Origin of the sequence: Enterobacter cloacae complex sp. S1 (genome assembly GCF_014930525.1) — a bacterium.
GTDB classification, from domain to species: Bacteria; Pseudomonadota; Gammaproteobacteria; order Enterobacterales; family Enterobacteriaceae; genus Enterobacter; species Enterobacter hormaechei_C.
In genome coordinates, this window is the sequence record NZ_JADBRE010000047.1 from 1 (window position 1) to 13,275 (window position 13,275).

Here is a 13,275-nt window from a genome sequence, read left to right on the forward strand (position 1 = left end):
TGCCTGTACTGAACAGCAAGAGATAATCAAACATCCACCTAACAATTTTAATAAATAATTCATACTACGTTCCAGAAGGCAGCCCTTTCAGGCTGCCAAAATAGATTTAGCGATAAACAACCTCGAACGTTGCAGATGAGGAGTAGTGACCTGCTGTTGGTTTGTTATCACCAACCTGAATAACTTTCGCGGTGTAATTAAAGACAGATGCTGTGGCGCCAGTGGCATCGTTCGCAACATCGGTACCGGCTTCCGGTTCTGATCCGTTGAAAACCACGTCCCCCTTAGTCCCATTTTCATTACTGACAATGATGCCAACGTTGGTCGCATTGCCAGCGCCGTCAAGATCGTTCTTCAGGCGCTTGTATTCCGCATCCGTTGTGGTGCCACTGAACTTGAGGTTCAGTTTGGCAACCAGCGGATCACATTTTTTCACTTCAATCTTAAAGGCCTTCGACGTCCCGACCTGACCGTCAGTACCAAAATCAGAAGGATAAGTATCTGCAAATGTGACGGTGGAAGTATTGGACCCCGAGCCATCAACATCAATTTCACAGGTATCCGCCACAATTTTTCCGGCGAAATTTACCGTGCCAGAATCATTCGCTGCAAATACCGGCAGAGAAAGTGCAGCCATAAACGTGCTGGCCAGCACCGTTGAAACAACATATTTACTCATAACAATATCCTTATATGTGATGATGAAGATATCCATTCTTGATATATACAAAAATGTTGGGAAGTCCTCTAAGGAATATCCTGTGAGGTCAGTAAATTTCTGGAGAGGATTTAATCAGATTATTCTTCATCGCGTCTAGATCACAAAAAGGCAATACTAAGGAAAACGGTTGCAACTTTCTGTTTTAGATTAAAAAAAGCAAAAATTAATAATTCTACATTTTAAATTTAATAATTTTAAATATAAATGAATGTAAATATAAAAAAAGGCCGCTTAATCATTAAGCGGCCTTTTATTCAGGAAACTAATTAGTTTCCGCCAAACATGTCCTTGATCCAGCCGGCGACACCGTCGCTGTCTTTCTTCTCATTCTGCTGCTGCGGCTGTTGCTGCTGCGGCTGATGGGGTTGAGAAGACTGATCGAACGGGTTACCTGTTGGTTCTTCTGGCTGACTTTGCTGGCACAGCGCATCCGGGTTAGTCGTCCAGACCGGCAGCGTACGCATCCCGCCACCGCAGATAAAGTTGCCCGATGCGTCCACGCCCATATCAACGATATCTTCCGGGGCAACCAGGTTCAGCGGCACCGGAGACTGGTTGGCCAGGTAGCGCTGGTAAATCGACATCGCACCGCTCGCGCCATACAGTTTGGTCGGCTGGTTGTTATCGCGCCCCACCCAGGTGATGACCACTTCACGACCATCAATACCGGCGAACCAGGTATCGACGTTGTTGTTGGTGGTCCCGGTTTTACCCGCCAGATGCAGGCCCGGATACTTCGCTCCCAGCTGACGGCCTGTACCGCGCTGGACAACCTGCTGCATGGTCCACAGCGTCATATAGGCCGCCTGCGCCGGAACTGCACGTTCTGCCTGCGGGAAGCTCTGATACAGCACGGAGCCATCTTCGGCAATCACCGAACGCAGAGCGGAAAGCGGAGCACGGTTACCGCCGCTGGCGATGGTCTGGAACGCCTGCGCCACTTCGATTGGCGTCAGGTTAAGCGCCCCCAGAATCATCGCTGGCACCGGGTGCAGCTGATCTTTCGGTACCCCCAGCTTCTGCCAGGTGTCGGTGATGGCCGGCAGGCCCAGCGCCATTCCGAGGTTAACCGTTGGCACGTTCATCGAGCGGGTTAACGCATCCACCAGCATGACCTGGCCGCTGAACTGTCTGTCATCGTTCTGCGGTGACCATACCTGGCCGTTAGGCTGGCGCAGGGAAATTGGCGCATCGGCAATCCAGGTATTCAGGCGATAAAGATTCGGCTGGCTCAGCGCGGTCAGATAGGTCGCCGGTTTTGCCAGTGAACCTATTGAACGGCGCGCCTGCATGGCACGGTTGTAACCCGCAAACTGCGGCTCAGCACCGCCCACCATGGCACGAACTTCGCCGGTGTTACGGTCCACCACTACCATCGCGGTTTCCAGATCGCTCAGCTTACGCTGTTTTTTCAGCGCCGGAATACCTTCTACCGCCGCTTTTTCTGCGGCGTCCTGTGCCACGGAGTCAAAGGTGGTAAAGATCTTCACGCCGGAGAGATCTTTCACTTTATCTCCGAGCTTAGACTGCAACTCCTGACGCACCATCTGCATAAAGGCAGGCTGCGGAGAAATCACCCCACCACGCGGCTGAACGCCCAGCGGACGCGCGCTCAGCATGTCGTACAGCTCCTGGTCAATCACCTGCTGTTGTTGCAGCAGACGCAGCACCAGGTTACGACGCTCCAGCGCCAGTTTCGGGTTACGCCACGGGTTGTAGATCGACGCGCCTTTCACCATGCCCACCAGCAGCGCCTGCTGGTCAAGGCTCAGCTCTTCTACCGGACGGCCAAAGTAGTACAGGCTCGCCAGCGGGAAGCCGCGGATCTCGTTATCACCGCTCTGACCGAGGTACACCTCGTTCATGTACAGCTCAAGAATACGATCCTTGCTGTAGCGTGCATCCATCAGCACGGCCATGTACGCTTCGTTGGCTTTACGCCAGTAAGAGCGCTCGCTGGAGAGGAACAGGTTTTTCACCAGCTGCTGGGTCAGGGTACTTGCCCCCTGCACCGTACGCCCGGCAGTCAGGTTCGCCAGTACCGCACGACCAATGGAGTAAAGGCTAATACCGTCGTGCTCGTAGAAGTGGCGGTCTTCGGTTGCCAGCAGGGTATCTACCAGCAGATCCGGGAAGCCGTTACGCGCCACGAACAGGCGCTGTTCGCCGTTTGCGGACGACAGCATGGTGATGAGGCGCGGATCGAGACGGAAGAAACCGAACTGGCGATCGTTATCCATGTTCTCAATGGTTTCCAGGCGATCGCCGTCAAAGGTCAGACGCGCGCGCACCTGCCCTTCTTTACTGTCCGGGAAGTCGAACGGACGGCGGATCATCTCAATGCTTTTCGCCTGGACGGTAAATTCACCCGGACGGGTCATTTTCGTGACCTGACGATACTGCGTGGCTTGCAGCAGCTTCACCATCTCGTTCTTGCTGATGGACATGTCCGGCTCAAGGTTCACCATGCGGCCGTACACTGCCGCAGGCAATTGCCAGACTTTCCCGTCGATACGGCTGCGGATCTTCTGATCCAGATAAACGCCGTAAATCGCGATCAGGACAACAAAAACAATGAACAGCTTCAGCAGCAGCCAGAACCAGCCGCGCTTCCCACGAGGCTTACGCCCTTTGCCTTTCCCTTTACGCGGCATCGGTTCTTCATCCTCATAATCGTCTTCATAGTCATCGTCATACTCCTCATCTCTGAGGCGACGACGGCTTACCTTTTCTTTCGCCGGACGCGTCGGCTTTCCCTTACGTCCTATTGGCTCGCGGTCATTCCCCGCCATGCTTTTTCTCCGCAACATTCAGGCGCAAAGGCCAGATTTTCTTATCTTGCACAGGTCAGTGAAAGAAGAAATCTCTCAAAGTTTGTTTCTCCCTCTCCCTGTGGGAGAGGGCTGGGGTGAGGGCATCAGGCCGCACTCCCCTTTTCGATCCATTACGAATATTTCTTCGTGCGCCGCGTCGGCGCGGTATTCGCCGGATCGTCCGGCCAGACGTGTTTGGGATATCGCCCTTTCATCTCTTTCTGCACTTCACGATAGCTCCCCGCCCAGAACGCCCCCAGATCGCGGGTGATCTGCAAGGGACGATGCGCAGGCGAAAGCAGCTCAAGCACTAACGGCACGCGCCCTTCAGCGATGGACGGCGTGGTGGCCTCACCAAACATCTCCTGCATCCGAACCGCCAGCGCCGGCGGATTATCCTCATGATAACGAATGGCAATCCGGCTCCCGGTTGGCACAGTGTAATGCCCAGGCAGTTCACTATCCAGACGTTGACGTAACGACCAGTCCAGTAAATTCTGTAACGCTGCCTTAACATCAAGCGCCTTCAGGGCGCGCAGCGAGTGTACGCCGCTCATCTGCGGCAACAGCCACTGTTCAAGCGTCGCGAGCAGCGTCTCATCATCCACCGCTGGCCACCCCTGTTCCGGCAGCCACTTCGCGGCGCAGTGCAGGCGAATGCGATACTGTTCGGCGTCCGGCGTCCAGTTCAGTACGCTCAGCCCTTTTTCCCGAATGCCGTTCAGCATCGCCTGGTGTAACTCTTCCTCCGACGGCTTCGCCAGCGGTTTCGTCCCGAGCGTCAGTTTGCCAATCTGGCTACGACGGAACGCCTTCAGCGTGCCCTGGGTGTCATCCCATTCCACAATGTCAGATTGCTGAAGCAGCTGCGGGCAGGCACGCGTCAGGGCGTCAATATCCACGGCAACCGCCTGTAAAATACGCGCGTCCGGGGAGTGGCTACCCTGGAGCAAGAGCGGCGCGATCAGCCATTCATGGCGCGTCAGGGCGTCATCGCTGTCCAGCATCGCGCCCATCCCATTTGCCAGCTGATAGCGACCATCCAGCCCGCGACGGCGCGCAATCCTGTCCGGGAAGGCCTGGGCCAGCAGAGGGATAACTTTATCGCTGTCAGGCGATCCTCCCCGGCTCTTCAGGCGGTGACACAGCTGCTGCGCGCGCTGTTGCCAGTTTCCCTGATGGCGTGCAAAGGCCTGTTCCAGATCGCTGCTGCCACCGCGCGGCGGCTCCTCAAGAATAGCCGCCAGTTTTGCCGCCGTGGCAATTTCATCCTCGCCCTGTGCTGCTACCAGCATTGCGGCCAGACGCGGATCGTTGCCAAGCGCCGCCATTTTCTGGCCGCGCGCCGTCAGTCGCTCGCCTTCCAGCGCGCCAAGCTGGGTCAGCAGGCTGCGCGCGGCGGAAAGGTTCACGACAGGCGGAGGATTAAGCCAGGTGAGCTGGTCAGGGTCCGGGCAGCCCCACTGCATCAAATCCATCACCAGCCCGGAGAGATCGCTTTGTAAAATCTCAGGCGTGCTCTGCAATGCCGCCCGCTCCGCCTGCTCGGCGCTGGTTAAATGCAGGCAAATACCCGGTTCAAGACGCCCTGCTCGCCCTGCGCGCTGCACCATTGAGGCCTGGCTGATGCGCTGTGTCAGTAGCCTGGTCAGCCCGGTACGCGGATCAAAACTGGCCACCCTCTCCAGCGTACTGTCCACCACCAGGCGAATGCCTTCGATGGTCAAACTGGTTTCCGCGATATTGGTCGCCAGCACCACTTTGCGCTGTCCCGCCGGTGCGGGAAGGATCGCCTTGCGCTGGTCAGCCAACGGCAGCGCGCCGTAGAGCGGGCACAGCGTAACATCACCGTTCACCCGGGATGCCAGCTGCTCCTGTACGCGCTGGATTTCGCCTACGCCGGGTAAAAACAGCAGCAGCGAGCCGGGTTCCTGACGGAGCAATTCGGCGGTGGCTATAGCAACAGCTTCGTCAAAACGCTGATGGGCAGGCAGCGGCTGATAGCGGCGCTCGACCGGGAACGCACGCCCTTCAGAGGAGATCATCGGCGCGTCAGGGAGCGTCTGCCTGAGCCGGTCGTTATCCAGCGTCGCCGACATAATCAGCAGCCGAAGATCGTCGCGCAGCCCCTGCTGAACATCGAGCAGCAGCGCAAGGGCCAGATCGGCCTGGAGGCTGCGCTCGTGAAATTCATCAAGGATCACCAGCCCGACGCCGTTCAGCTCCGGATCGTTTTGCAGCATACGGGTGAGAATACCCTCGGTGACCACCTCCAGCCGTGTGGACGGTCCAACGCAGGTTTCGGCGCGCATCCGGTACCCTACCGTCTCGCCCGGTTTTTCATTCAGCAGTTCCGCCAGGCGCTGCGCCACATTGCGCGCGGCCAGCCTGCGTGGCTCCAGCAGGATAATTTTCCCGCTGATGCTCCCCTCGCGCAGAATTTGCAGGGGCAGCCAGGTGGATTTACCCGCTCCGGTGGGCGCGCTGAGCATAACCTGTGGCGCATGTTCTAAGGCTGCGAGAAGCTCAGGAAGGACGACGGCGACGGGCAAAGAGGACACTTAGGGCTCCAGAGGGTTAACATTAATCGGCGTACATTGTAGCATCGGCGCATATCATTACCGAGTCTTGCGCATGTCTGAGTCAAAACGGCTATTCTTCGCCATTGAATTACCCACCACGCTTCAACGGCAGATTGTTCGCTGGCGCGCCAGCCACTTCCCCGCGGAAGCGGGCCGCCCCGTCGCCGCCGCCAATATGCACCTGACGTTAGCGTTTCTCGGAGAGGTAAGCGCTGAAAAGCAGCGCGCGTTGAGCGCAATGGCCGGACGCATTTCGCAGCCGGGGTTTACGCTGCATCTTGACGATGCCGGGCAATGGCTGCGCTCTCGGGTGGTCTGGCTGGGGACGCGGCAGCCCCCTCGCGGCCTGCTCCAGCTCGCAAACATGCTGCGGGCGCAGGCCGCGCGCAGCGGCTGTTATCAGAGCCCGCAGCCGTTTCATCCCCACATTACCCTGCTGCGCGATGCGGGTCAGGCCGTTGCCATCCCGCCACCGGGCTTTCACTGGTCCTTTCAGGTGAATGAATTTGCGCTGTACGAATCTGCCTTTGTACAAGGACGCACCCGCTATACTCCGCTCCAGCGCTGGACGCTGGGCGACACGTTAAGGAATCCTGATGAAGTTTAGCCCTGCACTCCAGCCCGCTACGCTGATCCAGCGTTACAAACGCTTTCTCGCTGACGTGATCACGCCTGAGGGCGAAACGCTCACGCTGCACTGCCCCAACACCGGCGCCATGACCGGTTGCGCCACGCCGGGTGACACGGTCTGGTATTCCACATCAGAAAATACTAAACGCAAATATCCTCATACCTGGGAAATGACCGAGACGCAAAGCGGGGCATTTATTTGCGTTAATACCCTGCGCGCAAATCAGCTGGTTAAGGAAGCCCTGACAAATGGAATGCTTCCTGAACTGGTGGGTTACGGCACGCAAAAAAGCGAAGTGAAATATGGCGATGAAGGCAGCAGAATTGATTTTATGTTACAGGCGGAAGACCGCCCTGAGTGCTATATTGAAGTGAAATCAGTGACGTTAGCGGAACAGGAAAACGGCTTCTTTCCGGATGCGGTAACGCTACGTGGCCAGAAGCATCTGCGAGAGCTAATGAGTGTAGCGGCGGCGGGCAAGCGCGCCGTGTTGCTGTTTGCGGTTCTGCATTCAGCCATTGAACGCTTTTCCCCGGCCCGTCATATTGATCCTACATACGCGCAATTGTTGAATGAGGCACAAAAGCAGGGGGTGGAGATTTTCGCTTATAAAGCGGAACTTTCTGCCGATAATATGACTCTGAGATCCTCTCTTCCCATTGTCTTATAAGGGATTAGACGATTGACTAATAAGTGTTCTGGCCGCGTGCGCAAATACGCTTTTCCTCACAGGGTTGTCAAGTGTTACGTTTAGATAATTGCCATACGGAAAAGCATCTGCTATTTATAGCGACCTGATTTTTCCCCCAACACGGGGATCGATAGTGCGTGTTAAGGAGAAGCAACATGCAAGAAGGGCAAAACCGTAAAACATCGTCCCTGAGTATTCTCGCCATCGCTGGGGTGGAGCCGTATCAAGAGAAGCCGGGCGAAGAGTATATGAACGAAGCCCAGCTGTCGCACTTCAAGCGTATTCTTGAAGCATGGCGTAATCAACTCAGGGATGAAGTCGATCGCACCGTTACACATATGCAGGATGAAGCTGCTAACTTCCCGGACCCGGTCGACCGTGCCGCTCAGGAAGAAGAGTTCAGCCTCGAACTGCGTAACCGTGACCGCGAGCGCAAACTGATCAAAAAGATCGAAAAAACGCTGAAGAAGGTCGAGGACGAAGATTTTGGCTACTGCGAATCCTGCGGTGTTGAAATCGGTATTCGTCGCCTGGAAGCGCGTCCAACAGCCGATCTGTGCATCGACTGTAAAACGCTGGCAGAAATCCGCGAAAAACAGATGGCCGGCTAACGCCTGCCCTCTCACTACTCAGCTAAGGCGGGAGTCTCTCCCGCCTTGTTACCGTTGATATGTCTGAATCTCACTATATCGGGCGCTTTGCGCCATCTCCCTCCGGTGAATTACACTTCGGCTCATTAATTGCCGCGCTCGGCAGCTACCTACAGGCTCGCGCCCGTCAGGGTCAATGGCTGGTCCGCATTGAAGATATCGATCCTCCACGTGAAGTTCCCGGTGCAGCAGAAACTATTCTGCGTCAGCTGGAACATTACGGTCTTCACTGGGACGGCGACATACTCTGGCAGTCTCAACGCCATGATGCCTACCGTGAACGTCTGGCGTGGCTTGCTGAACAGGGCCTTTCCTATAACTGTACCTGCACGCGGGCGCGAATTCAGAGCGTGGGTGGCGTTTACGACGGCCACTGCCGTACGCGGCACAACGGTCCTGAGAATGCCGCCGTGCGGCTGATACAGCGTTCTCCGGTGACGCAGTTTACCGACGTACTCTCAGGAACAATTCAGGCGGATGAACGCCTGGCGCGTGAAGATTTTATTATTCACCGTCGTGATGGTTTGTTTGCCTATAACCTGGCGGTGGTTATCGATGACCATTTCCAGGGCGTTACGGAAATCGTGCGCGGGGCGGATCTGGTTGAGCCTACCGTGCGGCAAATATCGCTTTACCAGCAGTTTGGCTGGGCGGTGCCGGATTACATCCATCTGCCGCTGGCAGTCAATGAACAGGGAAATAAGCTATCGAAACAGAATCATGCCCCGGCGCTGCCTGACGGCGATCCGCGCCCGGTTTTGATCGACGCGCTGCGATTTCTCAACCAGAATGTAACGCAGGAATGGCAGGATCTGAGTCTGGATGAATTGCTGAAAACGGCCATTGCTGACTGGGCGCTTATGGCCGTGCCAAAAATCCAGCATTCTCAAATGCGTTGCGCTGAGCTATGATTAGCCGCTTTTTTGATAACAAAACACACTACGAGGTGTACTATTTTTACCCGAGTCGCTAATTTTTGCCGTAAAGTGCTGAGCCGCGAAGAGAGCATGGCGAACGACGCTATTGCACAGCCACACATGTCGGTCATTCCGCGTGAGCAGCACAATATTTCCCGCAAAGATATCAGTGAAAATGCCCTCAAGGTGCTCTATCGTCTGAATAAAGCAGGCTACGAGGCCTATCTCGTCGGCGGCGGGGTGCGCGATTTACTGCTGGGCAAAAAACCAAAAGATTTCGACGTGACGACCAGTGCCACGCCTGAGCAGGTGCGTAAATTATTCCGCAACTGCCGTCTGGTTGGCCGCCGTTTCCGTCTGGCGCACGTGATGTTTGGACCGGAAATTATTGAAGTGGCGACCTTCCGCGGTCACCACGAAGCGGGCGTCAACGATCGCACGACTTCCCAGCGCGGCCAAAACGGCATGCTGCTGCGCGACAACATCTTCGGCTCTATTGAAGAAGATGCTCAGCGTCGCGATTTCACCATCAACAGCCTTTACTACAGCGTGGCGGATTTTACCGTGCGCGATTACGTCGGCGGTATGCAGGATCTGAAAGACGGTCTGATTCGCCTGATCGGCACGCCGGAAACACGCTATCGCGAAGATCCGGTCCGAATGCTGCGCGCCGTGCGTTTCGCCGCCAAGCTGAACATGCGTATCAGCCCGGAAACCGCAGAGCCGATCCCGCGTCTGGCGACGCTGATCAACGACGTGCCCCCTGCCCGTCTGTTTGAGGAGTCGTTAAAGCTGCTCCAGGCAGGCTACGGGTTTGAAACCTACAACCTGCTGCGTGAATACAACCTGTTCCAGCCGCTGTTCCCGACCATTACCCGCTACTTCACCGAAAACGGTGACAGCGCAATGGAGCGGATAATTGCGCAGGTGCTGAAGAACACCGATACCCGAATTCATAACGATATGCGCGTGAATCCGGCGTTCCTGTTCGCGGCCATGTTCTGGTATCCGCTGCTGGAAACGGCGCAGCGCATCACCCAGGAGAGCGGTCTCGCCTATTATGATGCGTTCGCGCTGGCGGCAAACGACGTGCTGGACGAAGGCTGTCGCACGCTGGCGATCCCGAAACGTATTACCACGCTGGTGCGTGATATCTGGCAGCTTCAGCTGCGTATGTCCCGCCGTCAGGGTAAACGCGCCTGGAAGCTGATGGAGCATCCTAAGTTCCGCGCCGCGTTCGATCTGCTCTCTCTGCGTGCTGAAGTTGAAAGGAACCCGGAACTACAGCGCCTGACGCAGTGGTGGGGCGAGTTTCAGGTTTCTGCGCCACCGGAGCAGAAAGATATGCTTACGGATCTGGATGATGAACCGGCACCGCGCCGTCGTCACCGTCGCCCGCGCAAACGCGCACCGCGTCGTGAAGGTACGGCATGACCCTTGCGTATATCGCCATCGGCAGCAATCTGGCCTCTCCGCTGGAGCAGGTTAACGCTGCCGTGCAGGCCCTGGGAGAGATCCCCCAAAGCCGCATTGTCGCGCTGTCCTCATTTTACCGTACGCCGCCGCTCGGCCCGCAGGATCAACCTGATTATCTGAACGCCGCCGTGGTGCTGGAAACGACCCTTGACGCAGAAACGCTGCTGGATAATACCCAGCGTATTGAGCTACAGCAGGGTCGCGTCCGCAAAGCCGAACGCTGGGGACCGCGCACGCTCGATCTCGATATTATGCTTTTCGGTCACGAGGTGATTAACACCGAACGCCTCACCCTTCCGCATTACGACATGAAAAACCGTGGGTTTATGCTCTGGCCACTGTTTGAAGTCGCGCCCGATCTCACCTTCCCTGACGGCTCCTCGCTGCAAGCCGTTCTGCAAAATCTCAACGCGGATAAACCGGCCCGCTGGTAATCCCGCCTCCGCATCGATTAACCATTCCTTATTTGCGGTTAATCGATTGCCTAAAATCATTGTTCCCTCAAATGTTACTGTTAGAATGCGCAAAGATTCGCTTTTGGGCCATCAGGAAACAGTATGAAACCAACCACCATCTCCTTATTGCAGAAATGCAAACAGGAAAAAAAACGCTTCGCCACTATCACCGCGTATGACTACAGCTTCGCAAAACTGTTTGCCGAAGAAGGGATCAACGTCATGCTGGTCGGAGACTCGTTAGGGATGACGGTACAAGGACATGATTCCACTCTGCCGGTCACGGTCGAGGATATTGCTTACCATACCCGCGCCGTGCGCCGGGGTGCCCCCGCCTGCCTGCTGCTTTCCGATCTGCCGTTTATGGCGTATGCCACCCCGGAGCAGGCCTTCGAAAATGCGGCGACAGTGATGCGCGCCGGCGCCAATATGGTCAAAATCGAAGGCGGCGCCTGGCTGGTCGATACGGTGAAAATGCTCACCGAACGCGCCGTGCCGGTTTGTGGTCATTTGGGGCTGACGCCGCAGTCGGTCAACATCTTTGGCGGATATAAGGTGCAGGGCCGAGGCGATGCGGCGCAGACGCTGTTTGATGATGCCGTGGCGCTGGAAGCCGCGGGCGCGCAGCTGCTGGTGCTGGAGTGTGTGCCGGTTGAGCTGGCTAAGCGTATCACTGAGGCGCTGTCGATTCCGGTGATCGGCATCGGCGCGGGCAACGTCACCGATGGCCAGATTCTGGTCATGCACGACGCCTTCGGGATCACCGGCGGCCACATTCCAAAATTTGCTAAAAATTTCCTGTCAGAAGCAGGCGACATGCGTGCTGCTGTGCGGCAGTATATTGCCGAGGTTGAGTCCGGCGTTTATCCGGGCGAAGAACACAGTTTCCATTAAGGAGTCCAGGTGTGCTAATCATAGAAACCCTGCCGCTGCTGCGCCAGCATATCCGCCGTGCGCGTCAGGAAGGTAAACGTATCGCCCTGGTCCCGACCATGGGCAACCTGCACGACGGCCATATGAAGCTGGTCGATGAAGCGAGAGCCCGGGCAGATATCGTGGTGGTCAGTATCTTCGTTAACCCGATGCAGTTCGATCGCGAAGACGATCTGGCGCGCTACCCACGTACCTTGCAGGAAGATTGCGAGAAGCTCAAAAAACGTCATGCGGATATCGTCTTTGCACCGGCACCCGCAGATGTATATCCCCAGGGTACCACTGAATCGACTTATGTCGACGTGCCGGGTATTTCGACCATGCTGGAGGGCGCCAGCCGCCCGGGCCATTTCCGTGGCGTCTCCACCATCGTCAGCAAGCTGTTTAACCTGGTGCAGCCGGACATCGCCTGCTTTGGTGAGAAAGATTTCCAGCAGCTGGCGCTGATCCGCAAGATGGTCGCGGATATGGGTTACGATATCGAGATCGTCGGCGTACCGATTGTGCGTGCGAAAGATGGCCTGGCGCTCAGCTCCCGTAACGGCTATCTGACCGCCGAACAGCGTAAAATTGCGCCGGGCTTAAGCAAAGTCATGAATACCATGGCAGAGCAACTGCTGGCGAAAGAGTTAACAGCAGAAGAGATTATCGCCCTGGCTGAACAGGCGCTGAACGAGAAAGGCCTTCGTGCTGACGACGTTCAAATTCGGGATGCTGATACGCTTCTGGCGCTTACAGAGACCAGCAAACGTGCGGTAATTCTGGTGGCGGCATGGCTCGGCCAGGCCCGCCTTATCGACAACAAAGTGGTTGAGCTGGCGTAGTTTTTCTACCCGGAAGATGAAAGGTAAACGTAATGATTCGCAAAATGCTGCAAGGTAAACTTCACCGTGTGAAAGTCACTCAGGCCGACCTGCATTATGAAGGCTCCTGCGCGATCGACCAGGATTTTCTCGACGCGGCGGGTATTCTCGAAAACGAAGCCATTGATATCTGGAACGTAAATAACGGCAAACGCTTCTCTACCTACGCCATTGCCGCTGAGCGCGGGTCCAAAATCATCTCCGTCAACGGGGCGGCGGCGCACTGCGCGGACGTAGGCGATATCGTGATTATCGCCAGCTTTGTCATGATGTCTGACGACGAAGCACGCCGCTGGCAGCCAAAAGTAGCCTACTTTGAAGGCGACAATGAGATGAAACGTACCGCGAAGGCGATTCCGGTGCAGGTTGCCTGACAATATTTATCCCACGACCCATTCATGTGCATTTATTAAATGGATGGGTCTTTAAAAAGCATTTATTGAATTAACATCCAAACTCTTCCCGCACCATCAGACAAACCCATCATATTGATAACAAATAATTTTAAATTTACTAAACTATTCATTTAGTTTAAATCATGCA

General features: G+C 55.9%; 12 protein-coding genes. 9 read left to right on the plus strand and 3 right to left on the minus strand.

Annotation, left to right across the window (positions count from 1 at the left end):
* Positions 1 to 106: 106 nt before the first annotated feature.
* The 3 genes from IM290_RS21030 to hrpB form a co-directional block, all read right to left on the minus strand.
* Positions 107 to 715, minus strand: a complete 609-nt coding sequence (locus IM290_RS21030) for a fimbrial protein (RefSeq protein ID WP_193041417.1) — start codon at positions 713 to 715, stop codon at positions 107 to 109.
* A 272-nt stretch (positions 716 to 987) separates the two neighbouring features.
* Entirely contained in the window at positions 988 to 3,513 is a 2,526-nt protein-coding gene (gene mrcB / locus IM290_RS21035; protein WP_193041418.1) for a bifunctional glycosyl transferase/transpeptidase, read from the minus strand.
* A 152-nt stretch (positions 3,514 to 3,665) separates the two neighbouring features.
* A complete protein-coding gene (gene hrpB / locus IM290_RS21040) occupies positions 3,666 to 6,095 on the minus strand; it encodes an ATP-dependent helicase HrpB (protein WP_193041419.1) in 2,430 nt (809 codons plus the stop codon).
* Positions 6,096 to 6,168: 73 nt separating this feature from the next.
* On the opposite strand from hrpB, the gene thpR reads away from it, so the two are divergent.
* From thpR to panD, 9 genes are all read left to right on the plus strand, one after another.
* Complete coding sequence (gene thpR / locus IM290_RS21045; protein WP_062932328.1) at positions 6,169 to 6,723, plus strand: RNA 2',3'-cyclic phosphodiesterase; 555 nt, start codon at positions 6,169 to 6,171, stop codon at positions 6,721 to 6,723.
* Positions 6,713 to 7,417 (plus strand): DNA/RNA nuclease SfsA, encoded by a 705-nt coding sequence (sfsA, locus tag IM290_RS21050; protein ID WP_193041420.1) that lies wholly within the window; start codon positions 6,713 to 6,715, stop codon positions 7,415 to 7,417. Before thpR ends, sfsA begins: the two co-directional genes overlap by 11 nt.
* A gap of 176 nt (positions 7,418 to 7,593) precedes the next feature.
* Positions 7,594 to 8,049 carry an RNA polymerase-binding protein DksA gene (gene dksA, locus IM290_RS21055; protein WP_001155232.1) on the plus strand — a complete coding sequence of 152 codons (456 nt, stop codon included), beginning with the start codon at positions 7,594 to 7,596 and terminating at the stop codon, positions 8,047 to 8,049.
* Positions 8,050 to 8,108: 59 nt separating this feature from the next.
* Positions 8,109 to 8,999, plus strand: a complete 891-nt coding sequence (gene gluQRS, locus IM290_RS21060) for a tRNA glutamyl-Q(34) synthetase GluQRS (RefSeq protein ID WP_193041421.1) — start codon at positions 8,109 to 8,111, stop codon at positions 8,997 to 8,999.
* A gap of 42 nt (positions 9,000 to 9,041) precedes the next feature.
* A complete protein-coding gene (pcnB, locus tag IM290_RS21065) occupies positions 9,042 to 10,439 on the plus strand; it encodes a polynucleotide adenylyltransferase PcnB (RefSeq protein WP_074135678.1) in 1,398 nt (465 codons plus the stop codon).
* Positions 10,436 to 10,915, plus strand: a complete 480-nt coding sequence (gene folK, locus IM290_RS21070; RefSeq protein WP_193041422.1) for a 2-amino-4-hydroxy-6-hydroxymethyldihydropteridine diphosphokinase — start codon at positions 10,436 to 10,438, stop codon at positions 10,913 to 10,915. The genes pcnB and folK overlap by 4 nt, the downstream gene beginning before the upstream one ends.
* 123 nt (positions 10,916 to 11,038) lie before the next feature.
* Positions 11,039 to 11,830 carry a 3-methyl-2-oxobutanoate hydroxymethyltransferase gene (panB, locus tag IM290_RS21075; RefSeq protein WP_193041423.1) on the plus strand — a complete coding sequence of 264 codons (792 nt, stop codon included), beginning with the start codon at positions 11,039 to 11,041 and terminating at the stop codon, positions 11,828 to 11,830.
* An 11-nt stretch (positions 11,831 to 11,841) separates the two neighbouring features.
* Positions 11,842 to 12,693, plus strand: coding sequence for a pantoate--beta-alanine ligase (panC, locus tag IM290_RS21080; RefSeq protein WP_003856282.1), 852 nt, complete (start codon positions 11,842 to 11,844; stop codon positions 12,691 to 12,693).
* Positions 12,694 to 12,725: 32 nt separating this feature from the next.
* Positions 12,726 to 13,106 (plus strand): aspartate 1-decarboxylase, encoded by a 381-nt coding sequence (panD, locus tag IM290_RS21085; protein WP_032671421.1) that lies wholly within the window; start codon positions 12,726 to 12,728, stop codon positions 13,104 to 13,106.
* Positions 13,107 to 13,275: the final 169 nt, after the last annotated feature.